19 protein-coding genes and 1 pseudogene are annotated in these 25327 nt (G+C 72.6%); 16 read left to right on the top strand and 4 right to left on the bottom strand.

From position 1 onward, the window contains the following. The first annotated feature begins 35 nt into the window (after positions 1-35). From ACWY4P_RS13225 to ACWY4P_RS13185, 9 genes are all read left to right on the top strand, one after another. Positions 36-2522: a PQQ-dependent sugar dehydrogenase gene (locus ACWY4P_RS13225; protein WP_456210738.1), complete on the top strand. Its 2487-nt coding sequence runs from the start codon at positions 36-38 to the stop codon at positions 2520-2522. Between the two features lie 149 nt (positions 2523-2671). Then, a complete protein-coding gene (locus ACWY4P_RS13220; RefSeq protein ID WP_456210737.1) occupies positions 2672-3799 on the top strand; it encodes an inositol-3-phosphate synthase in 1128 nt (375 codons plus the stop codon). After that, a complete protein-coding gene (locus ACWY4P_RS13215) occupies positions 3796-4821 on the top strand; it encodes an SCO3242 family prenyltransferase (RefSeq protein ID WP_456210736.1) in 1026 nt (341 codons plus the stop codon). Before ACWY4P_RS13220 ends, ACWY4P_RS13215 begins: the two co-directional genes overlap by 4 nt. Continuing rightward, positions 4818-5708 (top strand): sugar phosphate isomerase/epimerase family protein, encoded by an 891-nt coding sequence (locus tag ACWY4P_RS13210; RefSeq protein WP_456210735.1) that lies wholly within the window; start codon positions 4818-4820, stop codon positions 5706-5708. The genes ACWY4P_RS13215 and ACWY4P_RS13210 overlap by 4 nt, the downstream gene beginning before the upstream one ends. Next, positions 5705-6358 carry an EboA domain-containing protein gene (locus ACWY4P_RS13205; protein ID WP_456210734.1) on the top strand — a complete coding sequence of 218 codons (654 nt, stop codon included), beginning with the start codon at positions 5705-5707 and terminating at the stop codon, positions 6356-6358. The genes ACWY4P_RS13210 and ACWY4P_RS13205 overlap by 4 nt, the downstream gene beginning before the upstream one ends. Next, entirely contained in the window at positions 6358-7206 is an 849-nt protein-coding gene (locus ACWY4P_RS13200) for a TatD family hydrolase (RefSeq protein WP_456210733.1), read from the top strand. The genes ACWY4P_RS13205 and ACWY4P_RS13200 overlap by 1 nt, the downstream gene beginning before the upstream one ends. Positions 7207-7209: 3 nt before the next feature. Beyond that, positions 7210-8379 carry a metabolite traffic protein EboE gene (eboE, locus tag ACWY4P_RS13195; protein WP_456210732.1) on the top strand — a complete coding sequence of 390 codons (1170 nt, stop codon included), beginning with the start codon at positions 7210-7212 and terminating at the stop codon, positions 8377-8379. Continuing rightward, entirely contained in the window at positions 8376-9815 is a 1440-nt protein-coding gene (locus ACWY4P_RS13190; RefSeq protein WP_456210731.1) for an alkaline phosphatase family protein, read from the top strand. The genes eboE and ACWY4P_RS13190 overlap by 4 nt, the downstream gene beginning before the upstream one ends. Further along, positions 9799-10938: a sugar phosphate isomerase/epimerase family protein gene (locus ACWY4P_RS13185; protein ID WP_456210730.1), complete on the top strand. Its 1140-nt coding sequence runs from the start codon at positions 9799-9801 to the stop codon at positions 10936-10938. Before ACWY4P_RS13190 ends, ACWY4P_RS13185 begins: the two co-directional genes overlap by 17 nt. A gap of 243 nt (positions 10939-11181) precedes the next feature. Here the strand turns inward: ACWY4P_RS13185 and ACWY4P_RS13180 are convergent, their stop codons facing one another. Beyond that, on the bottom strand, positions 11182-11892 hold the full coding sequence (locus ACWY4P_RS13180; protein ID WP_456210729.1) for an alpha/beta fold hydrolase: 711 nt from the start codon (positions 11890-11892) through the stop codon (positions 11182-11184). A 199-nt stretch (positions 11893-12091) separates the two neighbouring features. Between ACWY4P_RS13180 and ACWY4P_RS13175 the strand changes: the two genes are divergently transcribed. Further along, entirely contained in the window at positions 12092-12889 is a 798-nt protein-coding gene (locus ACWY4P_RS13175; protein WP_456212910.1) for an AraC family transcriptional regulator, read from the top strand. A 202-nt stretch (positions 12890-13091) separates the two neighbouring features. Here ACWY4P_RS13175 and ACWY4P_RS13170 read toward each other — a convergent pair whose 3' ends face one another. Continuing rightward, positions 13092-14108 (bottom strand): DNA-directed RNA polymerase subunit alpha, encoded by a 1017-nt coding sequence (locus tag ACWY4P_RS13170; RefSeq protein WP_456210728.1) that lies wholly within the window; start codon positions 14106-14108, stop codon positions 13092-13094. 163 nt (positions 14109-14271) lie between these two features. On the opposite strand from ACWY4P_RS13170, the gene ACWY4P_RS13165 reads away from it, so the two are divergent. The 5 genes and pseudogenes from ACWY4P_RS13165 to ACWY4P_RS13145 all read left to right on the top strand — a co-directional run bounded on the left by ACWY4P_RS13165 (position 14272) and on the right by ACWY4P_RS13145 (position 20233). Beyond that, entirely contained in the window at positions 14272-14493 is a 222-nt protein-coding gene (locus tag ACWY4P_RS13165) for a hypothetical protein (protein ID WP_456210727.1), read from the top strand. Positions 14494-14988: 495 nt separating this feature from the next. Then, positions 14989-15156, top strand: a pseudogene (locus ACWY4P_RS13160) (ribosome small subunit-dependent GTPase A); the annotation flags it as partial. 214 nt (positions 15157-15370) lie between these two features. Beyond that, positions 15371-16837, top strand: coding sequence for a dihydrolipoyl dehydrogenase family protein (locus ACWY4P_RS13155; RefSeq protein WP_456210726.1), 1467 nt, complete (start codon positions 15371-15373; stop codon positions 16835-16837). 90 nt (positions 16838-16927) lie between these two features. Next, the gene (locus tag ACWY4P_RS13150) at positions 16928-18403 is read left to right on the top strand and encodes a protein phosphatase 2C domain-containing protein (protein ID WP_456210725.1); all 1476 of its coding nucleotides are present in this window, start codon (positions 16928-16930) and stop codon (positions 18401-18403) included. An 87-nt stretch (positions 18404-18490) separates the two neighbouring features. After that, a complete protein-coding gene (locus ACWY4P_RS13145; protein ID WP_456210724.1) occupies positions 18491-20233 on the top strand; it encodes a pyruvate dehydrogenase in 1743 nt (580 codons plus the stop codon). Positions 20234-20261: 28 nt separating this feature from the next. On the opposite strand, the gene ACWY4P_RS13140 is transcribed toward ACWY4P_RS13145, so the two are convergent. After that, positions 20262-23441, bottom strand: a complete 3180-nt coding sequence (locus ACWY4P_RS13140) for an alpha-mannosidase (protein ID WP_456210723.1) — start codon at positions 23439-23441, stop codon at positions 20262-20264. A gap of 157 nt (positions 23442-23598) precedes the next feature. Here ACWY4P_RS13140 and ACWY4P_RS13135 point away from each other — a divergent pair, with 157 nt between their 5' ends. Beyond that, positions 23599-24081, top strand: coding sequence for an ATP-binding protein (locus ACWY4P_RS13135; protein ID WP_456210722.1), 483 nt, complete (start codon positions 23599-23601; stop codon positions 24079-24081). Between the two features lie 100 nt (positions 24082-24181). Here ACWY4P_RS13135 and ACWY4P_RS13130 read toward each other — a convergent pair whose 3' ends face one another. After that, positions 24182-25279, bottom strand: a complete 1098-nt coding sequence (locus tag ACWY4P_RS13130; protein WP_456210721.1) for a DUF2637 domain-containing protein — start codon at positions 25277-25279, stop codon at positions 24182-24184. Between the last annotated feature and the right edge of the window lie 48 nt (positions 25280-25327).

Below are 25327 nucleotides of genomic sequence, written 5' to 3'. Positions count from 1 at the left end.
GACCGTACAAGCAGCCCCATTACTGGAGGCATTCCGTGCACGGGACCGACCGCACCACCCGCACCCGAACCCACAGATCACGTCTGCGCAAGGCGATCGCGCTGCTGAGCGGCGCACTCCTCGCCGGCGCCGGCCTGACCCTCACCACCCCCCAGGCCGGCGCAGCCGTCGCCGGTCAGAAGACGGCCGCCGCGGCCGAGGACTTCCAGCAGGTCACCCTCGCCAAGGGGGAGGCGGAGGTCGGCGAGCCCATGTCGCTGGCCGTCCTCCCCGACCGCTCGGTCCTGCACACCTCCCGCGACGGCGAACTGCGCCTGACCGACGCCGCGGGCAACACCAAGCTCGCGGGCAAGCTCGACGTCTACTCCCATGACGAGGAGGGCCTGCAAGGCGTCGGCGTCGACCCGGGCTTCACCGACAACCGGTTCATCTACCTCTACTACGCGCCCCCGCTGAACACCCCGGCGGGCGATGCCCCGGAGACGGGCACCGCCGCCGACTTCGCACCCTTCGACGGCGTCAACCGCCTCTCCCGCTTCGTGCTGAAGACCGACGGCACCCTCGACACCGCCAGCGAGAAGCAGATCCTCGACATCCCCGCCACGCGCGGCCTGTGCTGCCACGTCGGCGGCGACATCGACTTCGACGCGGCCGGCAACCTGTACCTGTCGACCGGCGACGACACCAACCCCTTCCAGTCGGACGGCTACACCCCGATCGACGAACGCGCGAACCGTAACCCCGGCTTCGACGCCCGGCGCAGCGCGGGCAACACCAACGACCTGCGCGGCAAGATCCTGCGCATCAAGGTCGGGGCCGACGGCTCCTACGCCATCCCCGACGGCAACCTCTTCCCGCCCGGCACCGACAAGACGCGGCCCGAGATCTACGCGATGGGCTTCCGCAACCCGTTCCGGTTCAGCGTCGACAAGAAGACCGGCATCCTCTACGTCGGCGACTACGGCCCCGACGCCGGCGCCGCCGACCCGAAGCGCGGCCCGGCCGGACAGGTCGAGTTCGCCCGCGTCACCGGCCCCGGCAACTTCGGCTGGCCGTACTGCACCGGCGTCAACGAGGCCTACGTCGACTTCGACTTCGCCACCCGCGACTCCGGCGCCGCCTTCGACTGCTCCGCCCCGAAGAACACCTCGCCGCACAACACCGGCCTGACCGACCTGCCCCCGGCGCAGGCCGCCTGGATCCCGTACAACGGCCCGTCCGTGCCGGAGTTCGGCGACGGCTCCGAGTCCCCGATGGGCGGCCCGGTCTACCACTACGACCCTTCCCTCGACTCGCCCGTGAAGTTCCCCGAGGCCTACGACGGCGACTTCTTCGCCGGTGAGTTCGGCCGCCGCTGGATCAAGCGCGTCTCCAGCGACGCCGACGGCAAGGTGCAGGCGATCAACGACATCCCCTGGAGCGGTACCCAGGTGATGGACATGGCCTTCGGCCCGGACGGGGCGCTGTACGTCCTCGACTACGGCACCGCCTGGTTCGGCGGCGACGAGCACTCGGGGCTGTACCGCATCGAGAACGCGACCGACGGCCACTCCCCGTCGCCACAGGCCGCCGCGGACCGCACCTCCGGCCACGCCCCGATGAAGGTCCAGTTCTCCTCGGCGGGCACGACCGACCAGGACGGTGACACCCTCACGTACAGCTGGGACTTCGGCGACGGCACCACCTCCACGGCCGCCAACCCGGCCCACAAGTACAAGAAGAACGGCACCTACACCGCCACCGTCACCGCCAAGGACCCCTCCGGCCGCACCGGCAGCGCCAGTGTGCAGATCGTCGTCGGCAACACCGCACCCAAGGTCGTCCTCAACACACCCAAGGACGGGCAGCTGTTCAGCTTCGGTGACGACGTCCCGTTCAAGGTGACGGTCACCGACCCCGAGGACGGCCGGGCGATCGACTGCTCCAAGGTCAAGGTCACTCTGATCCTCGGCCATGACACCCACGGCCACCCGCTCACCTCGGCCAACGGCTGCTCCGGCACCATCCAGTCCAGCGCCGACGGCGGCCACGACGAGGACGCCAACATCTTCGGCGTCCTGGACGCCGAGTACACCGACGCCGGAGGCGGCGGCCAGGCCCCGCTCACCTCGCACGACCAGAGCGTGCTGCAGCCCCGCCACCGCCAGGCCGAGCACTTCGGCACCAACTCCGGCGTGTCGGTCGTCGCCCACGACACCGCCAATGGCGCCAAGGCGGTCGGCGACATCGACAACGGCGACTGGATCGCCTTCAAGCCGTACGTCCTGAGCGATGCCAAGAAGATCACCGCGCGCGTCGCCTCCGGCGGTACGGGCGGAACCCTGGAGGTCCGCGCCGGCTCGGCCAACGGCACCCTGCTCGGCAAGGCCACCGTGCCCGTGACCGGCGGCTGGGAGACCTACCAGGACGTCACCGCCGACCTGTCCGGCGCACCGCGCGGCACCACCACGCTCTACCTCGTCTTCAAGGGCGGCAGCGGTGACCTCTATGAGATCGACGACTTCACCTTCACGACCGGCTAGATCCGAAGTGTCCTTCCGCGACGTCCGGAGCAAGGAACTGCCCGCCAAGGGCCACTGAACGGCGGCGGGCGGGAGACGCCGGACTCCCGCCCGCCGTCACCACCCCACACACCTTCCGGGAGTTCGTGCCCGGGACAAGGAGGCTGCCCATGTCCGCGTCCCTCTCCCGTCCCTCTCGTACCGGCGTCTGGCTGGTCGGGGCCCGCGGCTCCGTCGCCACCACCGTCGTCGCCGGATGCGCCGCCGTGACCGCGGGGCTGCGCCCGCCGACCGGCCTGGTCACCGAGGCGCCCGCCTTCGCCGGCAGCGGCCTGCCCGCCCTGTCCTCCCTGGTCTTCGGCGGCCACGACACCACGGACTGCCCCCTGCCCAAACGTGCCGAGCAACTGGCCGCGGGCGGCGTCCTCCCGCCCGGCCTCCCCGCCGCCGTCGCGGCCGAACTCGCCGCAGCCGACGAGGAGATCAGGCCAGGCGGCCCGCTCCCCGGCGACACCCGGGACGAGGAAGCACTGATCGCCGCCTTCGCCGCCGACCTCCAGGACTTCGTACGACGGCACGGCCTGGAGCGCGCGGTGGTCGTGAACGTCGCCTCCACCGAACCGGCCCCGCCACCAGGACCCCCTCTCCCGCCCAGCTCGCTCTACGCGGCCGCCGCCCTGCGCACCGGCTGCCCCTACGTCAACTTCACCCCGTCCACGGGCCTGCACCACCCGGCGCTCGCCCCGCTCGCCGCGTCCAGCGGACTGCCGTACGCGGGCCGCGACGGCAAGACGGGACAGACCCTGCTGCGCTCCGTTCTCGGCCCCATGTTCGCCCAGCGGGCGCTGGACGTCCGGGCCTGGTCCGGCACCAACCTCCTCGGCGGGGGCGACGGCGCCTCCCTCGCCGACCCGGCCGCCGCGGCGGCGAAGAACGCCGGCAAGGAACGCGTCCTCGCGGACACCCTCGGCACCACCCCCGAGGGCGAGGTCCACATCGACGACGTGCCCGCGCTCGGCGACTGGAAGACCGCCTGGGACCACGTGGCCTTCGACGGCTTCCTCGGCACCCGCATGGTCCTCCAGACCATCTGGCAGGGCTGCGACTCGGCACTCGCCGCGCCCCTGGTCCTCGACCTGGCCCGGCTCGTCGCCCGCGCCCACGAGACCGGTCTGCGCGGCCCTCTCGCCGAACTGGCCTTCTTCTTCAAGGATCCGGTCGGCGACGCGCCATCGGCGCTGGGGGAGCAGTACGCGGAACTGGTGCGGTTCGCCCGAGGGCTGGGGGAGGGCGAGTGAACCGACTGCGCGCCTGGGCCGAACTGCTGCGCCTGCCCGCCCTGTTCACCGTCCCCGGTGACGGGCTGGCCGGAGCCGCCGCCGTCGCCGCCCGCCCCGACCGCCGTACCGCGCTCGCCATCGGCTGTTCCCTGTGCCTGTACGAGGCCGGGATGGCCCTCAACGACTGGGCGGACCGTGCGGAGGACGCCGTCGAACGCCCGCACCGCCCGCTCCCGTCCGGCCGGGTCCGTCCCGCCGCCGCCCTCGCCGCGGCCTGCGCCCTCACGGCCGCGGGCCTCGCCCTGGCCGCCCGCGCGGGGCGCCCGGCGCTGGCGGTCGCGGTGCCGCTGGCGGCCACCGTCTGGTCGTACGACCTGGTCCTGAAGCGCACGCCCGCCGGGCCCGGCGCCATGGCCGTCGCCCGCGGCCTCGACCTGCTCCTCGGCGCCGCGGCCACCGCCGGCCACGTCCGCCCGGCCCTGCCCTCGGCGGCCCTGCTCTCCACCCACACCCTCGCGGTCACCGCCGTCTCCCGCCAGGAGACCCGCGACGGCACACCTCTGGCCCCGCTCGCGGCGCTGGCCGCCACGGCCACCCTCACCCGGCTGTTGTCGAACGACCCGGGGCGCGAGCGGGAGCGGCGTCGCCGACATGCCCTGGTAGCCGATTCCCCAAGCTCTCGGCTTCGCTCGAGCAGGGGATACCCCACCCGAGGACCTTCCGGCGCCTTGCGACCGACCGCACCGGACGCCGCTCCTCGGCCCACTCCCTATGGCACCCCGGGCAGCAACCGGCCGCCCGCCTTCCTCACCGCCGCCCTCGCCCTCAGCTACGCCACCGCCACGGCCCGCCCCTACCTCGAGGCCGCCCTCAATCCCTCACCCCCGCTCACCCAGCGCGCCGTAGGGGCCGGCATCCGCGCCACCATCCCGCTTCAGGCGGCCCTCGCCGCCCGCGCCGGAGCCGGCGCCACCGCGCTGGGCACGGCCGCCCTCACCACACTGGCCCGGCGGTTCTCCAGGCGGGTGAGCGTCACATGACCTCCCAGGGGACAGCCCTCCGGTTCGGCTACGGCACCAACGGCCTCGCCGACCTCCGCCTGGACGACGCCCTCGCTCTCCTCGCCGACCTCGGCTACGACGGCGTCGGCCTGACCCTCGACCACATGCACCTCGACCCGCTCGCCCCCGACCTCGCCGCCCGTACCCGGCGGGTCGCCCACCGCCTGGCCGCCCTCGGACTCGACGTCACCGTGGAAACCGGCGCCCGCTACGTCCTCGACCCCCGCCGCAAGCACGGCCCCTCGCTCCTCGACCCGGACCCGGAAGCCCGCGCCCGCCGCGTGGACCTCCTCCTGCGCGCGGTCCGGGTGGCCGCCGACCTCGGCGCGCACGCCGTGCACTGCTTCAGCGGAACCGTTCCGCCCGCCGGCGACGCCGCCACCGCCTGGCAGCGGCTCACCGCATCCCTCACCCCGGTCCTGGAAGCCGCCACCACCGCCGGGATCCCGCTCGCCATCGAACCCGAACCCGGCCACCTCCTCGCCGACCTCGCCGGCTTCCACCACCTCCGCCGCCTCCTCGGCGACCCTCCCGCGCTGGGCCTCACCCTCGACATCGGCCACTGCCAGTGCCTCGAACCCCTGCCGCCCGCCGACTGTGTGCGCGCCGCCGCGCCCTGGCTGCGGCACGTCCAGATCGAGGACATGCGGCGCGGCGTCCACGACCACCTCCCGTTCGGGGAGGGCGAGATCGACTTCCCGCCCGTCCTCGAGGCGCTCGCCGCGACCGGCTACCGGGGCCTGACCGTCGTCGAGCTGCCCCGCCACTCCCATGCCGGCCCCCACCACGCCGGGACCTCTCTGCCGTTCCTCCGCCGCGCGGCCACCGCCGCCCCGGCCGCCGTGCCGGAAGGGAGCACCCCATGACCCACTCGCCCGCCACGGGAACAGGCCCGGACACCATCCCGGGCGCCCTCCGCGACCACCTCGACACCCACCTCGATCCGGCCGCCCGCGCCTGGCTCCGGCAGGCCCTGGACGAGGCCGCCGCACACCCCGGCGGGCACGGGTCGGCCTCCGCGTGGGAGCTGCGCGTGGCCGAGGCCGGCCGCCGCTGCGGCAGCCGGCACGCCGACGCCGCCCGCGTCCTCATCCTGTACGCGGCCCGCGCCGACCCCGCCGCCCTCGCCCGCGTCTACCACCAGGGCACGGCCGCCGAACGCCGCGCCGTCCTGTCCGCCCTGCCGCACCTCGTGCCCGGCCCCGACGCGGTTCCCCTGGTCGAGGACGCCCTGCGCACCAACGACACCCGGCTCCTCGGCGCCGCCCTCGGCCCCTACGCGGCCCGCCACCTCGACGCCCACAGCTGGCGGCACGCCGTACTGAAGTGCCTGTTCACCGGTGTCCCCGTGGACGCGGTGGCCGGCCTCACGGCGCGCGGACGCGGCGACGCCGAACTCGCCCGCATGCTCGCCGACTACGCGGCCGAGCGCACCGCCGCCGACCGGCCCGTGCCCGCCGACCTGCACCGCGTCCTGGCCCTGGCCACCGAAGACCCGCACGGAAAGGAGTCCTGATGCGCCTGTTCGACCCCCACATCCACATGACCTCCCGCACCACCGACGACTACGCGGCCATGCGCACCGCCGGGATCCGCGCCGTGGTCGAGCCGTCGTTCTGGCTCGGCCAGCCCCGCACCTCGCCCGCCTCCTTCCTCGACTACTTCGACTCCCTGCTCGGCTGGGAGCCCTTCCGCGCCGCCCAGTACGGCATCGCCCACCACTGCACGCTCGCCCTCAACCCCAAGGAGGCGAACGACCCCCGCTGCGTCCCCGTCCTCGACGCGTTGCCCCGCTACCTCGTCAAGGACCAGGTCGTGGCCGTCGGCGAGATCGGCTACGACTCCATGACCCCCGCCGAGGACACCGCCCTCGCCGCACAGCTCCAGCTCGCCGCCGACCACGGCCTGCCCGCGCTCGTGCACACCCCGCACCGCGACAAGCTCACCGGCCTGCGCCGCACCCTCGACGTCGTCTGTGAGTCCGCACTGCCCATGGACCGGGTGCTGATGGACCACCTCAACGAGACGACGGTCAAGGAGGCCAAGGACAGCGGCTGCTGGCTGGGCTTCTCCGTCTACCCCGACACCAAGATGGACGAGCGCCGCATGGTGGCGATCCTGCGCGCGTACGGGCCGGAGAAGGTCCTGGTGAACTCCGCCGCCGACTGGGGCAGAAGCGATCCGCTGAAGACCCGGCGGGTGGCCGACCTGATGCTCACAGAGGGCTTCACCGAGGACGACGTCGACCGGGTGCTGTGGCGCAACCCCGTCGCCTTCTACGGGCTCAGCGGCCGCCTGGAACTCGAGGTCACCGTGCCGGACGCCACCCACCAGGGCAACTCCCTGCTGCGCGGAGGGGAGTGAGCGATGCGCTTCCGCCACCCGGACGGCACCACCGTCCACCTCGCCTACTGCACCAACGTGCACCCCGCCGAGACCCTCGACGGCGTCCTCGCCCAGCTCCGCGACCACTGCGCACCCGTCCGCCGCCGCCTCGGCCGCGACCGCCTCGGCATCGGCCTCTGGCTCGCCCGCGACGCCGCCCGCGCCCTCGACACCGACCCGTCCGCGCTGCGCGCCCTGCGCCGCGAACTCGACCGGGGCGGCCTGGAGGTCGTCACCCTCAACGGCTTCCCGTACGAGGGCTTCGGCGCCGCCGAGGTCAAGTACCGCGTGTACAAGCCGGACTGGGCCGATCCCGAGCGACTGGAGTACACCACCGCACTGGCCCGGATCCTCACCGGCCTGCTGCCCGACGATGTCACCGAGGGCAGCATCTCCACCCTGCCGCTCGGCTGGCGCACCACGTGGAGCGCCGACCGCGCCCGCGCGGGGCAGCGGGCGCTGTCGACCCTCGCGGAGCGCCTGGACGCCCTGGCGGAACTGACCGGCCGGAGCGTGCGGGTGGGCCTGGAACCGGAGCCCGGCTGCACCGTGGAGACCACCGGCGACGCACTCGCCCCGCTCACCGCCGTCGGCCACCCCCGCATCGGTGTCTGTGTCGACACCTGCCATCTCGCCACCTCCTTCGAGGACCCGACGGCGGCCCTGGACGCGCTCGCCACCGCCCGCGTCCCCGTCGTCAAGTCCCAGCTGTCGGCCGCCCTGCACGCCGAACACCCCGACCGGCCGGAGGTCCGCGCGGCCCTCGCCGCCTTCGCCGAACCCCGCTTCCTGCACCAGACCCGCACGCTCACCCCGACCGGCCTGCGCGGCACCGACGACCTCGACGAGGCCCTAGGCGGTTCGGCCCTGCCCGCCACCGCCCCCTGGCGGGCCCACTTCCACGTCCCGCTGCACGCGGCCCCCGCCGCACCTCTCACCTCCACACTCCCGGTCCTGCGGGCCGCCCTGGCCCGCCTCGTCGGCGGCCCGCACCCGATGACCCGCCACCTGGAGGTCGAGACCTACACCTGGCAGACGCTCCCGCCCGACCTGCGGCCCCGCGGCCGGGACCGGCTCGCCGACGGCATAGCCGCCGAACTCGCCCTCGCCCGCGACGCGCTGACCGACCTCGGCCTGAAGGAGCTGCCATGACCGGGCCGGACGGCCGCCCCACCCCGCTCCTCGTCCTCGACGTGGTCGGACTCACCCCCCGGCTCCTCGCCCACATGCCCCGCCTCAAGGCCCTCGCCGAAGCCGGCTCCCGGGCCCACCTCGGCACCGTTCTGCCCGCCGTCACCTGCGCCGCCCAGTCCACCTTCCTCACCGGCACCCTGCCCTCCGAACACGGCATCGTCGCCAACGGCTGGTACTTCCGCGAGCTCGGCGACGTCCTGCTGTGGCGACAGCACAACGGCCTGGTCGCCGGGGACAAGCTGTGGGACGCGGCCCGCCGCGCCCACCCCGGCTACACGGTCGCCAACATCTGCTGGTGGTACGCCATGGGCGCCGACACCGACCTCACCGTGACCCCGCGCCCCGTCTACTACGCCGACGGCCGCAAGGAACCGGACTGCTACACCCGGCCGCCCGCCCTGCACGACGAACTCACGGAAAAATTCGGCACGTTCCCGCTCTTCCACTTCTGGGGACCCGGAGCCGATCTGGTCTCCAGCCGGTGGATCATCGACGCCACCCGCCACATCCTCCGCACCCGCCGACCCGACCTGGCGCTCTGCTACCTCCCGCACCTCGACTACGACCTCCAGCGTTACGGCCCCGACGACCCCCGCTCCCTCAAGGCGGCCGCCGACCTGGACGCGGTCATGGCCCCGCTGCTGGACGACGCCCGCGCGGAGGGCCGTACGGTCGTCGCGCTGTCCGAGTACGGCATCACCCGCGTGAGCCGGCCCGTCGACATCAACCGCGCCCTGCGCCGCGCCGGCCTGCTGGAGGTGCATACCCAGGAGGGCATGGAGTACCTCGACCCGATGGCGTCGCGCGCCTTCGCCGTCGCCGACCACCAGATCGCCCATGTGTACGTCCGTCGCCCCGAGGACATGGCCGCCACCCGTGCCGCCCTCGACGGACTGCCCGGCATCGAGCGGCTCCTCGACGACGAGGGCAAGAAGGCCCACCACCTCGACCATCCGCGCTCCGGCGAACTGGTCGCCGTCGCGGAACCGGACGCCTGGTTCACGTACTACTACTGGCTCGACGACGCCCGCGCGCCCGACTTCGCGCGCCTGGTCGAGATCCACCGCAAGCCCGGCTACGACCCGGTCGAGCTGTTCATGGACCCGCTCGACCCCTATGTGAAGGTCAAGGCCGCCACCGCGCTCGCCCGCAAGAAGCTCGGGATGCGCTACCGCATGGCGGTCGTCCCCCTCGACCCCGCACCGATCCGAGGCAGCCACGGCCGCCTGCCCACGAGCGACGACGACGGTCCGCTCCTGCTGTGCTCCACCCCCCGCGCCGTCGGCGACCGCATCGCGGCCACCGACGTGAAGTCCCTGCTGCTCCACCTCGCCGGCCTCGGCACCGACGCCCCATACGAAACGAAAGAAGGCACCCGTGGACCACACGCCTGACACCGACAACCAGCTGCGCCACAGCCTCGGCATCGGCCGCCGCCGCTTCCTGAGCACCTGCACCGCCGTCACCGCCGGGGCGATCGCCGCGCCCGTCCTCGGCGCGAGCCCCGTGCAGGCCGCACCCCGCTCCGCCGACACCGGCAGAGGGCACGCGCTCGTCCCCGAGGACAAGCGCGGCATCATCCTCTACACGGTCCGCGACGCCATCGGCCGCGACCCGCTCTCCACCTCCCTCCCGTCCGGCTTCCGCGCCGTCTTCGAACAGCTCGCCCGCTTCGGCTACCGCCAGGTCGAGTTCGCCGGCTACGGCCAGCACGCCAACGCACCCGGCGGCGCGAGCCTGGAGTCCGTCGAGGGCGCCAAGCTGCTGCGCCGCTGGCTGGACGACAACGGGCTGCGCGCCCAGGGCAACCACGGCTTCATCCCCGGCTCCTGGCCCCTGACCAGCGCCGACCTGGACACCTTCAAGAAGCATGTGGAGATCGCGAACATCCTCGGCCTGGCCCACATGGGCACCGGTGGCGACCCCACCGGAAGTTCCTACCAGGCCGACTGGGACGTGGCCGCCGACAAGTGGCACGCCCTCGGCGCGATCGCCCGCCGCGCCGGCCTCAAGCTCTACACGCACAACCACGACGCGGCCTACGGCTTCCTCCTCGACGGCGGCCCGCTGGACGACCAGGGCCGCCCCACCCGCAGCTCCGGCATCCGCAAGCTGGAGTACTTCCTGTCCATCACCGACCCCAAGCTGATCTGGCTGGAGATGGACGTCTTCTGGGCGCATGTCGCCCAGTACAAGTTCCGCACCTACACCGCCCACGACGGCTCCACGCAGACGGACGTCTTCGACCCGGCCGGCCTCGTCACCCGCCACAACAAGCGCTACCCGCTGTTCCACGCCAAGGACGGCGTCGTCAACACCACCAACGGGATGGGCTACGACATGGTCCCGTTCGGCACCGGCGTCATCGACTACACCACGTTCTTCTCCCGCGTGGGCCACCGCAACTACCACAACCCGATGGTCGAGCAGGACAACGCGCCGAGCACCACCAACCCGGGCCAGTCCCTGGAACACGCGGCGATCGGCTACCGCAACCTGGCCGCCCTGCGCCGCTAGCAGCAGGCATGGGCGGAGGGGTTTCCGGGTAACCCGGGCGCCCTCCGCCCGTGCGGGCGGCCACCGTCCCCGCGGTCTCCGGCTGCCTCTTCGGCTTCTTCGGCTTCCCCGCACCCTCTGGTCTCGTACGGCTGGGACGAGGAATGGCACGGTCCCAGCGGTATGGCCGCCGGTCGGCTACGCACGGAGAAGCTTGATCGGCGTGAATGATTGGAGGCCGGATGAACTGGGCTTGTGTGGCCCTCAATGGCAAGCGTGTCGTCTGAGCGTCGATGCATCCGCGATGCATTCGCCGAGCAGTAGTGCAGCGACCGCCTCCGGGGCCTCATGCATTGCGTCGTGGCCGGTTGGGAGGTCGTGGACCTGCCACTCGGGATCGGCTTGGAGTCGGGTGCGGAGTTCAGCGAACGGCGTCCGGTCTTCCCACCCCGAGCAGTAGATGAACTCCCGACGGGGAACCTGGGCGAGCGTGCCTGTGAGCCGGATCGTTTGCAGGAACGAGGCGAGGGGATGGGGACGGCGGCGGGGATCGCCGCCGTCCGGCGGCCGGACGGCGTAGCCGGTGGCCGCAGCGCCGGCAGCGAACACTTCCCGGAAGCGCTCGTTCGTTGACGACCAGCACGACTCGCCGTCGCGCGGCACGTAGGCGTCGAGCTGCACCAGCCGTGAGATCCGCCCGCCGGCGCGATCGGCCGCGGCGGCGGTCACCATCCCGCCGTAGCTGTGGCCGACCAGCGTCGCGTTGGTGAGGTGGGCGCGATCGAGGAGCCGCAATACGTCCTCGGCGTGCGTGTCGAGGTTGGCGGTCGCCACCGTCGCGTTGTCGTCGTCCGGCCGCAGACCGGTCAGGGTCAGGGCGTGAACGGCATGACCGGCACGCTCCAGCAGCGGAACCACCGCCTCGAACGACCAGGAGCCCTTCCAGCCGCCGGGCACAAGAACGAACGTCGCCATGCGTATCTCCCTCTCTCAAGCCGCGGCATCGAGGCACGCTGCCTCGATGACATGTGGTTCGCTCGGGCGCTCTGCGCGACTGAAGACCACTCCGCATGGAGTCAGTGTCACCAGATCAAGGTGTGGCTTGCTACCGGTAGAATGCCAACTGATGCCTGTTCGCCGCCAACCTCGCCGGATCACCGGTGTGACGTCACATATGTGGCCGTCTGGCGGGCGCCACCTCTGGCCATCCGGCGAAACAAGCGCAGCGCAGTCGCACGCACGGGGACACCTGGTATACGCAGCCAGCGGCGTCTTGACAGTTCACACCGAGCGCGGCACGTCGATCGTTCCCGCCAACCGGGTCGCCTGGACCCCTGCCGAGTTCACGCACTACCACCGCGCCCACGGCGACACCGACATGCGGATCGTCTTTCTCGCGCCACCCCTCGCCCGGCTCATACCAGACCATCCCGCCGTGTTCCTGGCCTCCGACCTCGCCCGCGAGGTCCTGCTCGCCCTGACCGGCCCCCGCAACTACGACGACGCCGCGCCTGACTACAGCCGCTCCGCGCGCTCTCGCCTCCTTCGAGTCCTCGTCGATGAACTCCGCGAAGCACACGAACAGCCACTGCACCTGCCGGAGCCACGGGACGACCGACTGCAAGCAATTGCCCGGATGCTGTACGAGAAGCCGGCAGACAACACCACACTCGCCGAACTCGGGAAGACGATCGGAGCCAGCACCCGCACCCTCAGCCGACTGCTCCGCAACGAACTCGGCATGACCTTCTATGAATGGCGCACGCAGCTACGCATCTACCACGCACTCGTGCTCCTCGCCGACGGCCACGACACCACCCAAACCGCCTACGCCTGCGGATGGGCCAACCCCAGCGGCTTCATCGCAGCGTTCACCAACATCATCGGAACGACCCCGGGCCGCTACCGAACCAGTCGCCAGACCACCGCCGGCGCATCTCAACTCCCGACGGTGGTCAGGTTCTCGGATTGATTCGTACTCGCACCCCGGGCCGATGTGGTCCGCGATCGGACGAGAGATGACCCCCGTGTGCCTCGCGATTCCCGCACAACTACAGCGGCGGCACCAACCATCGGCGAGGCATGCTCCTCGGCGCGATCACCTGGACCCGCCTGAAGCGCCCGCCGCACCTCGTGCCAAGCACGGATGCCATGCAGGCCGAGCGTTGCAGCGTTCAGTACTGCTCGGTCTCCATGAAACCCGTGCTCGCGTTGTCGTCCGCGTCGAAGGCAGCGGCGGTCGGGTCGAATCCGGGCGGGCTGTCCTTGAGTGCCAAGCCCAGGCCGGCCAGCTTCGCCTTGACCTCGTCGATCGACTTCGCGCCAAAGTTGCGGATGTCGAGCAGGTCGGCCTCGGAGCGCGCCAGGAGCTCACCCACCGAGTGGACGCCCTCACGCTTGAGGCAGTTGTAGGAGCGGACGGTGAGTTCCAGCTCCTCGATCGGCAGCGCGAGGTCGGCGGCCAGGGCGGCGTCCGTGGGGGACGGGCCCATGTCGATGCCCTCGGCGTCGATGTTCAGCTCGCGGGCGAGACCGAACAGCTCGACCAGGGTCTTGCCGGCGGACGCCATGGCGTCACGCGGACGCATGGCCTGCTTGGTCTCGACGTCGACGATCAGTTTGTCGAAGTCGGTGCGCTGCTCGACACGGGTCGCCTCGACCTTGTAGGTGACCTTCAGAACCGGCGAGTAGATCGAGTCGACCGGGATCCGGCCGATCTCCTGGCCCACCTGCTTGTTCTGGACGGCGGAGACATAGCCGCGACCGCGCTCGACGGTCAGCTCCATCTCCAGCTTGCCCTTGCCGTTGAGCGTGGCGAGGACGAGGTCGGGGTTGTGCACCTCGACACCGGCCGGGGGCGCGATGTCGGCGGCGGTGACCAGGTCGGGGCCGTGCTTGCGCAGGTACATCACGACCGGCTCGTCGTGCTCCGAGGAGACGACCAGCTGCTTGATGTTGAGGATGAGGTCGGTGACGTCCTCCTTGACGCCCGGCACGGTGGTGAACTCGTGCAGGATGCCGTCGACGCGGATGCTGGTGACAGCAGCGCCGGGGATCGACGACAGGAGGGTGCGGCGGAGGGAGTTGCCGAGGGTGTAGCCGAAGCCCGGCTCCAGCGGCTCGATCACGAACCGGGAGCGGAACTCGTCGACGACCTCTTCGGTCAGTGACGGACGCTGAGCAATCAGCACGAGGTATTGCCTCCAGTGTTTGGCGCCCGCTATGTGACGCCGTAGACACCACGAAGGATACGGGCGTCTGCTGGCCGGTCGGCAGGCTCAGCTCTTGCTGGAGTGGAGTCCAACAATCAGCGAGGCGCCCACCAGCGCAGTTCTTAGGCGCATACTAGGGGCAATGACAAAGCCTGCTGCACCGAAGCGTCATTTGCCCACCAGCCCCTTCAAGGCCCCGGTCACGCCGGCTCCCAAGCACTTCGCCGTGGGCGACCAGGTCACACACGACGTGTACGGCCTCGGCCGGGTGATCGGCATCGAGGATGGAATCGCAGCGCTCGTGGATTTCAGTTCGGGGCAAATGCGGATCTTGAGCCCGTACGCCAAAATGATCAGGCTGTAGGACCGCTGTGCCCGGTCACGGCACGCCAGGCCAAGGATCTGTAACGAAAGCGAGACCTCTCATCGAACTGACGTCGCTGTTCTCCGCCCTGGAAGGGCAACCCCGCTGTGCCACTCCAGCATCGCCGCCGCCGACGACAAACCCCTTCCAGGCCCCGGACTTCGGGGAAGACGAGGCCTTCCTGCTCGAGGAGGTACAGGCGCCCGCCCCGGGCATGCGTGCGGCACAACCCAAGGCGGCTTAGCTCCCACGCGTGCGGTGGTTTCGACAGCTGGCCGCGGGCCGTCTCCGGCGCTGCGGTGAGGAGTGCAGCCGTCTCAGTTCCCGTCTCATTCAGCGACGGTCATCGGCGTTCAGCCGAGAGCATGTGCCGGGCCCTTCCCGTAGGAACGTCGAGCCGGAGGATGCACCTGTCCGGCCCTGGGTGGGCGGCAGAGACCAGGACCTCAGCTACGGCGCCACATCCGTCTGGCCGTCGTGACGTCACAGTCGCCAATCGCGTGGCGGCTTTCGGCTTCTTCGGACCTTCTGGCCCCGTACGGATGGGACGAGGGCCGGCAGCCGGAATTCGCCCCGTACGCCGAGCAGGGCCTCCTGCCCGGCCGCGTCGTACGGGTCGACCGCGGCCAGTGCGACGTCGTCACCCCGGTCGGCACCGTGCGCAACCCAGTCCCCCGTGCACACGACCTTCGTCGGATCACGGGGAACGACGAACTCGGCCGTGGTGCTGGACCACGCAAGCGGGGGCCGATGCGCAAGCCGTGACGCCGCTCCGGCTCCGTGACTCGTGTGGCCTGCACCGGTTCCTTGGGGCCAGGATGGCCCAAGGAACCGAAAGCCCGGCCACACGCCGGAGCCGGGCAGAGAGCGAGTTGCGATGATGGCCGCCACGCAGGAGTACGACGTCGTCGTCCTGGGCGCGGGTCCCGTAGGAGAGAACGTCGCGGACCGGGTCCGCGCCTCCGGGCTCTCCGCGGTGATCGTGGAGAGCGAACTGGTCGGCGGCGACTGCTCGTACTGGGCCTGCATCCCCAGCAAGGCGCTGCTGCGCCCGGCCATCGCGCGCGCCGACGCGCGGCGCCTGCCCGGGCTGCGCCAAGCGGTGGGCGGGCCGCTGGAGGCCCCGGCCGTCTTCGCGCGCCGCGACGAATACGTCTCGCACTGGAAGGACGACGGCCAGGTCGCCTGGCTGGAGTCGGCGGGCATCGACCTCGTCCGCGGGCACGGGCGGCTGGTGGGTGAGAAGCGGGTCGCGGTGTCGGACGCGGACGGGCAGGAGCGCTACCTCACCGCCCGGCACGCGGTCGCCGTGTGCACCGGGAGCAGCGCCGCGCTGCCCGGCCTGCCCGGCCTGGCCGACGTCCGCCCCTGGACCAGCCGCGAGGCGACCAGCGCGTCCGCCGTCCCCAGGCGGCTGGCCGTGGTGGGCGGCGGCGTGGTCGCCACCGAGATGGCCACCGCCTATCAGGCGCTCGGCTCGGAGGTCACCGTGCTGGTCCGGGGCTCCGGCCTGCTGGAGCGCATGGAGCCGTTCGTGGGCGAGCTCGTCGCCGAGTCGCTGGCCGAGGCCGGGGCACAGGTCCGCACCGGCACCTCCGTGACCGGCGTACGGCGGGCCGAGCCGGGCGGCCCGCCCGGCTCAGGCTCGGGCGCCGGGCCGGTGACGCTGACCCTCGCGGGCGGCGAGCAGTTGGAGGCCGACGAGGTGCTGTTCGCCACCGGCCGTGCCCCGCGCACCGACGACATCGGCCTGGAGACGGTCGGCCTCGAACCGGGCCGCTGGCTGCGGGTGGACGACAGCTGCCGGGTGGAGGACGTGGAGGGCGGCTGGCTGTACGCCGTCGGCGACGTCAACCACCGCGCGCTGATGACCCACCAGGGCAAGTACCAGGCGCGCATCGCGGGCGCCGCGATCGGCGCCCGGGCCCAGGGCGTGCCGCTCCTGGAGACGGACCCGTGGGGCGCCCATGCGGCCACCGCCGATATCGCGGCCGTGCCGCAGGTGGTGTTCACCGACCCCGAGGTCGCCGCGGTCGGCCTCACCGCGGCGCGGGCGGAGGCCGAGGGCCGCCGGGTCCGGGTCGTCGACCACGACCTCGCGCGGGTCTCCGGCGCCGGGCTGTACGCCGACGGCTACCGCGGCCAGGCCCGCATGGTCGTCGACCTGGACCGGGGCCACCTGATCGGCGTGACCTTCGTCGGCCCCGGCGTCGGCGAGCTGCTGCACTCGGCCACCGTGGCGGTCGCCGGCGAGGTCCCCGTGGACCGGCTGTGGCACGCGGTCCCCTCGTTCCCGACGATCAGCGAGGTGTGGCTGCGACTGCTGGAGACCTTCCGCGGCTAGGCCGGTCCAGGGCTGTCGGATTGCGGCTCTGCCGCGTGGCCGCCGCAGGCGGTGTTCCGTGCGGGGCGCGCTGGGGAAACAATGAACGGCATGAGCCAGCAGGGGGATGCGCACCGTCACGAGGACGACTGGTGGGGCGAGTTGTACCGCCGGGACACGGGCGACGTGGGACCCGCCTCCGCGGCGGACTCCGTCGACGACCGGTTCGACTCCGTCTCTCGCACGGTCGGCGGCGGCCCGCCGCCGGCCGGGGCCCCGCCCGGCTCCGTACCTGCCGCCGGAGCCCCCTGGGGGCCGGGGCCAGGGCTGGACGAGCCGGGTGAGCCGGGTGAGCCGGACGAGCCGGTCAGGTCGGCCGGGCCTGCCCCAGATGGGCCCTTCGGGTGGTTTTCCGGCCAGCGGGCCCCGGGGCCGGAGCCCCTCGCGGGACCCGGCGCCGGACCCGCCGCGGCCGATCCGCGATCCGCCGAACGGCCGTCCCTGCCGCGGCCGTACGTGCCGCGTCCGTCCACGGAGCGCCCCTCCGCGCCGAAGCCGTCCGCGCCGTACCCCTCCGCACCACCGCCGCCCGCGCCGCAGCCCTCCGCGTACGGCGACGAGCCGGTCGAGCTGCCCCTCGCCGATCCGTACGAGCTGGCCGACCTCGTGCCCGACACCGTGCTGGACGGCGCCCGCTGCGGAGCCGCCACGCTGCGCGCCGTCTCCTCCCGCGGCGAGTCGGCCCGCCGGCGCGGGGAGCCGCGGCGGGACGCGCTGCTCACGGCGCGGTTCGGGGCCGGGCCCGGCGCGCTGGTGCTGGTGGCGCTGACGACCGGCCCTGGCAGTGCGGGGGCCGCCGAGGGGGCGCACGGGGCGGCGCGTGAGCTGTGCGAGTGGATCGGCGGCGCGGTCGGCCGCAGCCACGCGCGGTTAGTGGACGACATACGCACCGGAAACCGCGGCGCGCTCAAGTCCGGGCTGCACCGGCTCACCGACCGCGGCCTGGGGCGCCTGCGGGCCCGCGCGGCCGAGCTGGGCGCGGACCCGGCCCAGTACACCGTCGCGCTGCGCTGTCTGCTGCTGCCCGCCGATCCGGCCTGCCGTATCCGGGTGTTCTTCGGCGCGGGCGACGGCGGCGTCTTCCGGTTGCGCGCGGGTGCCTGGCAGGACCTGGAGCCGGCCGGGCCGGAACAGGACACCGTGGGCGGCCCCGTGGTCGGGTTCGGCGGCACGGCACAGCCCGCGGCACAGCCCGCGCCACAGCCCCCGGCACAGGCAGCAGTGGCGCCTCCGACGATGAGCCTCGGGATCGCCACGCCGGGCACCGGCCCCGCCCCGGGCCCGGCCCCGGTCCCCGCCGCCCCGTTCCGCTTCCGGGCCTCCGTAGCCCGGCCGGGCGATGTGCTGCTGATGTGCGGCGGCGGGCTCGCCGAGCCGCTGCGCGGCCGGCCCGAGCTCGCCGGACACCTGGCGGCACGCTGGGCGGAGGGGGAGCCGCCGGGGCTCGCCGCGTTCCTCGCGGACACCCGGACGCGGGTGAACGGGTACGCCGACGACCGTACGGCGGCCGCCGTCTGGGAGGCGTGAGCGCGCGGTCCATGGGTTGATGGAGCTACGTATCCACACCGGCGTACCGGCATACATAGCCATGACCCGGACGGAAGGGCGCGCGCGATGGGCAAGCAGACCGTGGCCGAGCAGTTCGTGGACCTCCTGGCCCGCGCCGGGGTGCGCCGGCTGTACGGGGTCGTCGGGGACAGCCTCAACCCGGTCGTGGACGCGGTCCGCCGCAACGCGGCCATCGACTGGGTCCAGGTCCGCCACGAGGAGTCCGCCGCCTTCGCCGCCGGGGCCGAGGCCCAGCTCACCGGCCGCCTCGCGGCCTGCGCCGGCTCCTGCGGCCCCGGCAATCTGCATCTGATCAACGGCCTGTACGACGCCCACCGCTCGATGGCCCCGGTCCTCGCCCTGGCCTCGCACATCCCCAGCAGCGAGATCGGCACCGGCTACTTCCAGGAGACCCACCCCGACCGGCTGTTCGGCGACTGCAGCCACTACTGCGAGCTGATCTCCAGCCCGCGGCAGATGCCGCGTGTGCCGCAGACCGCGATCCAGCACGCCGTCGGCCGCGGCGGCGTCAGCGTGGTGGCGCTGCCCGGCGACATCGCGGCGCTCCCGGCGCCCGAGCGGGCCGAGGAGCACGCCCTGGTCACCACCCGCCCCTCGGTGCGCCCCGGCGACGAGGAGATCGACGCGCTCGCCCAAATGGTGGACGCGGCCGACCGGGTGACGCTGTTCTGCGGCAGCGGCACCGCCGGGGCGCACGCCGAGGTGATGGCCTTCGCCGAGCGGGTGAAGGCCCCGGTGGGGCACGCGCTGCGCGGCAAGGAGTGGATCCAGTACGACAATCCGTACGACGTCGGCATGAGCGGGCTGCTCGGCTACGGCGCGGCGTACGAGGCCACCCACGAGTGCGATCTGCTGATCCTGCTGGGCACCGACTTCCCGTACAACGCCTTCCTGCCCGATGACGTGAAGACCGTGCAGGTCGACGTCCGCCCCGAGCACCTGGGCCGCCGCTCCAAGCTCGCCCTGGCCGTGTGGGGCGATGTGCGCGAGACACTGCGCTGTCTGACGCCGAAGGTGCGCGCCAAGACCGACCGCAGATTCCTGGAGCGGATGCTGAAGAAGCACGCGGACGCGCTGGAGGGCGTGGTCAAGGCGTACACCCGCCGGGTGGACAAGCACATCCCGATCCACCCGGAGTATGTGGCGGCGGTGCTGGACGAGGAGGCGTCCCCGGACGCGGTCTTCACCGTCGACACCGGCATGTGCAATGTGTGGGCGGCCCGCTATCTGACCCCCAACGGCCGCCGCCGCGTGATCGGCTCGTTCACCCACGGCTCGATGGCCAACGCGGTGCCGCAGGCGATCGGCGCCCAGTTCCTCGACCGCCGCCGCCAGGTCGTCACGATGTCCGGCGACGGCGGTTTCGCCATGCTGATGGGCGACTTCCTCACCCTCGTCCAGTACGACCTGCCGGTGAAGGTGGTGCTCTTCAACAACTCCTCGCTCGGCATGGTCGAGCTGGAGATGATGGTCTCGGGCCTGCCCGCGTACGGCACCACCAACCTCAACCCCGACTTCGCGGAGATCGCCCGGGCCGCCGGGGCGTACGGCGAGCGCGTGGAGAAGCCCAAGCATCTGCGGGCCGCGCTGCGGGCCGCCCTGCGCTACAAGGGGCCCGCGCTGGTGGACGTGGTCACCGATCCGAACGCGCTGTCCATCCCGCCGAAGATCCGCGCGGAGATGGTGACCGGCTTCGCGCTGTCCGCGAGCAAGATCGTGCTGGACGGCGGGGTGGGCCGGATGGTGCAGCTGGCCCGCTCGAATCTGCGGAACCTGCCCCGGCCCTGACCCCGCCGCCCGGACGGGTCCTACGGGCCTACGCGGGCGTGAGCCTCAGGGTGAGGATCTCGTGCGGGCGCAGGCTCAGGGCCAGCCCGCCCTCGCCGGTGGCCGCCTCGTGCAGCGGCCGCTCCAGCAGGTCCGTCACCTGGGCGCTCACCACCGGGAACCCGGTGGTGAGCGTGGCGGATGCCCGCCCGCCGCGCGACTCGTACAGCCGCACCACCACATCGCCGCCGCGGTCCTCCGCCAGCTTGACCGACTCGACGGTGATCGCCGGGTCGTCGACGCTGATCAGGGAGGGCAGCACCGGGCCGGCGGGGAGGGCGCGCGGCGGCAGGTTGAGCGCCAGGCCCTCGGCGACCGCGTCGCCCACCTCGGCGCCGGGCAGCAGCGCGTAGCTGAAGCGGTGGGCTCCGAGGTCGGTCTCGGGGTCGGGGCTGTGCGGGGCGCGCAGCAGGGTCAGCCGGACGGTGGTGCCCAGCACCTTCCCGCCCTCATTCACCGTGTGTTCCGTACGGGTCACATCGTGGCCGTACGTCGAGTCGTTGAGCAGCGCCGCGCCGTAGCCGGGCTCGGCGACCCGCAGCCAGCGGTGGGCGCAGATCTCGAACCGGGCCGCGTCCCAGCTGGTGTTGGTGTGCGTGGCGCGGTCCACATGCCCGAACTGGATCTCGGAGGTGGATACCTTGGCGTGGATGTCCAGCGGGAACGCCGCCTTGAGGACCTTCTCCGACTCCTGCCAGTCCACCTCGGTGGTGATGTCCAGCCGGCGGCTGCCGCGGCCGAGCCGGATCTCCTGGGTGACGCGGGAGGCCCCCGACGCGCCGAAGGCGCGCACCACCCGGACCGCGGCGCGCAGCGGCCCGGACTCGACCAGCTCGACGGACTCGGCGTCGGTGAGGTCGGTGTGGACCCGGCGATAGTGCCGGTCGATGTCCCAGGCGTCCCACTCGTTGGGGTGGTCGGGGTGCAGCTGGAGGAGGTTGCCGCGGGCGCCGGGCGCGATCAGCTCGCGGTCGGCCGTGAGGTCCCGTACGGAGGTGAGCAGCCCGTCGCCGTCGATGGCCACCCGCAGCAGATCGTTGTCCAGGACGATCGTGCGCCCGTCGCTCAGCGCGCTGACCGGTGCCTCGGACACGCTCGAGTCCGGCGTGCCGGTGTGCACGGCCGCCGCGCCCAGCGCGGGCAGCCGCACCGCGACCGCGGCGCGCCCGCCCTCCAGCGGCTGGACGGGCGTACCCCCCGACAAGGCTGCCAGGGCCGCCGAGGCTGCCAGCGCCGCCGCCGTCGGCGCGTCGAGCGTGACGACTTCGCCGCGCTCGTACGGGGACGCGTTCAGCACCACCGGCCCGTCCTGCGCGCCGCCCAGCGCGCCGACCGCCGCCGCGACGATCTGCTCCAGCTCGGTGCGGACCCGCTCGTAGGTGTCGCGCGCCTCGCGGTGCACCCAGGCGATCGAGGAGCCCGGCAGGATGTCATGGAACTGGTGCAGCAGCACCGTCTTCCAGATCCGGTCCAGCTCGTCGTACGGATAGGCGTACCCGGGGGCCCGCAGCGCGGCGGCCGTCGCCCACAGCTCCGCCTCCCGCAGCAGATGCTCGCTGCGCCGGTTGCCCTGCTTGGTCTTGGCCTGGGTGGTGTACGTCGCCCGGTGCAGCTCCAGATACATTTCGCCCGACCACACCGGCGCCTTGGCCCCGTACTCCCGCTCCGCCTCTGTGAAGAAGGCCGACGGCCGCTCGATCTCGACCCGCGGCGAGCCCTCCAGCGACTTGAGCCGCCGCGCCTTCTCCAGCATCTCGCGGGTGGGGCCGCCCCCGCCGTCGCCCCAGCCGAAGGGGACGAGGGAGCGGGTGGCCAGCCCCTTGTCGGCGAAGTTCTTCTCGGCGTGGGCGAGTTCGCTCGCATGGAACTGGGCGTTGTAGGTGTCCACCGGCGGGAAGTGGGTGAACACCCGGGTGCCGTCGATGCCCTCCCACCAGAAGGTGTGGTGCGGCATCTTGTTCGACTGGTTCCAGGACAGCTTCTGGGTGAGGAACCACCGCACCCCCGCGAGCTTCGCCAGCTGCGGGAAGGCGGCCGTGTAGCCGAAGGAGTCCGGCAGCCAGATCTCCTCGGTGTCCACCCCCAGCTCCTCGAGGAAGAACCGCTTGCCGTGCACGATCTGCCGGGCCAGCGCCTCGCCGCCGGGCATGTTGGCGTCCGACTCGACCCACATCGAGCCGACCGGGGCCCAGTTGCCGTCCGCCACCGCCTTCTTGATCCGCTCCCAGATGTGCGGCTGGTGCTCCTTCACCCACGCGTACTGCTGCGCCTGCGAACAGGCGAAGACCAGCTCCGGGTAGTCGCCCGCGAGCGCGGTGACATTGGCGAAGGTACGGGACGCCTTGCGCACGGTCTCGCGCAGCGGCCACAGCCACGCCGAGTCGATATGGGCGTGTCCGGTCGCCGACACGCGGTGTGCGCTGGCGTTGGCCGGGCGGCTGAGCACCTCGGCCAGCGCGGCGCGCCCGGCCGCGGCGGTGCCCGGCACATCATGGAGGTCCAGCGCGTCCAGCATGTTCTCCAGCGCGCGCAGTATCTCGTGGCGGCGCGGCCGGTCGGCGGGAAGCTCGCGCATCAGCTCCGAGAGCACCTCGATGTCCAGCACCAGGTGCCAGACCTCCTCGTCCAGGACGGCGAGGTCGGCCGAGGCGAAGCGGTACAGCGGCCGGTCCCCGGCGGTCAGCACATCGCCCAGCAGGGTCGGCTCGTACCCGTCGCGCAGCACGGCCGGGTTGGCGGCCGCCTCCAGCAGCAGCCGCACCGGCTCGCCGCCGGCCGCCGGGGCGGCGACGGGGATATGGCGGTTGCGCGGGTGGATGCCCTTGATCGGCACCCCCTCCGCGTCGTACACCAGCCCCTCGGCCTGGAAGCCGGGCCCGTCACCGGTGAAGCCCGGGTCGAGGACGGCCTCGACCCGCCGCCCCGCCCACTCCGGCGGCACTTCGCCCGCCAGCCGGAACCACCAGGTCGACCACGGCGAGCCCCACTCGGTGCCGGTCTCGAAGGGCTCGTACGTCCCCTTCAGCGCGTCGCCCACCGGCACCGGCTCACCGGGGGTGCGCCACGCGGACAGCGTGAGCGGGGCGCGCGCCGTGTACTGGGCGGGCCTGATGAACTGGCGCAGCGCCCGGTCAAGGCGTCCCTCCACCAGCGATCGGTCGTCGTGCATGCGCGGCTCTCCTCGGGATCGGCGCTCTCGCTGCTCGGTTTCGGCTTCCCGATCATTTCCCGCGGTGTGTGGGCGTCCACACGCGGGAATGCATTCCGTGAGCGTGTTCGACGACATTTCGACGCTGGCCGCCCCTGTGTGGCCGGGGCGGGGGAGGATGAAGCGTCAGCCTTCACGGCGGGGCGGGACGGCCGGGCGGCCGGAAGCGGGGGCGGTGGCCATCGAGAGCGAGCGGGGCCCGGGCCTCAGCAGGCGATTACACAATGGCGAGCGGTCCCGGGTGGCGGATGTCCGTGCGGACCTGCGCGATCTGCTGCGGCACTGGGGCGAGCCGGGCCGGAGGGACCTGGCCGAGCTGCTCACCAGCGAGCTGGTGACCAACGCGCTGGTGCACACCGACCGTGGGGCGCACCTCACGGCCACGCTCGGCGGCGGGCCCGGCGCGCTGGTCAGCGGCCGATTACGGGTCGAGGTACGGGACTTCGTCGCCCGCCATCCGACGCTGCGTACACATGCGGTCGAGGAGGGCACGTCCGGGCGTGGCCTGCTGCTGGTGCATACCCTCGCGGACGCCTGGGGGGTGCGGGCCCATGGCGTGGGGAAGGCGGTCTGGTTCGAACTCGACGCGCGGTGCGGGTGAGACCGCGCGAGAGGGGCGGTGCGGGTGCCGTCCGGGCGGGGGAGGAGATCTGGGCGGGGGCGGGAGGGGAGACCGGCTCCCCGTCCCGCCCACCCGGCGGTCAGCCGAAGGCTCGCTCGATCTGCGCGAGCTTCTCCTCGAGGGAGTCGAGCCGCGGCATGGTGAGTGTGTCGTCCTCGGCGGTGAGGTCGATGGTGCGCGGGCGGTCGGCCTCGCGGTCGCCCAGGCCGGCGGTGGCGCCGTCACGGTCGCTCGCGGACCGCAGAGCGGGCCGGGACGCGGGCGCGGGCAGCTGTCCCTTGTCCAGCGAGGAAGAGGTTTCCAGCGAGTTCTCCGGTATAGCAGGCTCCGATGTGAGTGCGGGCTGCGGGGAGGACCCGGTGACCTCCACCTGGCGGCCGCCGCGCCGCCCCCATGTGCGGTGCTGCCGGTTCAGCGCCCGGATCCTGGCCCGGTCCAGCCTCTCCTGGTCCCGCCTGCGGTGCCGGTTGTGCTCCTTCTCCTTGCGGTCCTCGCGAACCTCCTCGACGGCCTCGTCCAGGGTGCGGACGCCCTCGAGCAGCATCAGCGACCAGGCGGCGAAGGTCTCGCGGGGCGCGCGCAGCCAGCGCACGATGCGGATCTGCGGCAGCGGCCGCGGCACCAGGCCCTGCTCGCGCAGCGCGGCCCGGCGGGTCTGCTTGAGCGCGCGGTCGAAGAGGACCGCAGCCGACAGCGACATGCCGGCGAAGAACTGCGGCGCCCCCGCGTGGCCCATGCCACGCGGCGCGTGCACCCAGTTGAACCAGGCCGCGGCGCCCGCGAACAGCCACACCAGCAGTCGGGAGCCGAGCGCGGCGTCACCGTGGCTGGCCTCGCGCACCGCGAGCACCGAGCAGAACATCGCGGCGCCGTCGAGCCCGAACGGCACCAGGTACTCCCAGCCGTTCGTCAGGGCGAGGTTCTCCCGTCCGAAGCCCACCAGACCCTGGAAGGAGAGTGCTGCCGCCACTCCGGCGCAGCAGAACAGCAGCACATACGAGGCCATCCCATAGATGGCCTCCTTGCGCCGCCGCCGCTCCTCGCTGCGCTCCCAGGAGTCGGTGGCGTTGTCGTCCTTGGCGTTACGGCCGCGCGCGAGCACTGTCACCGCTCCCACGACGCCGACGAGCACCACGACGGCTGGGAGGCCCCAGCTCGATATGTCGGTAAGTCTCATCCGGTGTCCCTTGCCTCGCTTCCGTGAAGTTCTGGCCGTAGTACCCGG

The organism is Streptomyces sp. LZ34, assembly GCF_053890475.1.
Note: the sequence above shows the minus strand (reverse complement) of the source record. Positions and strands in the feature narration are given on the sequence as shown.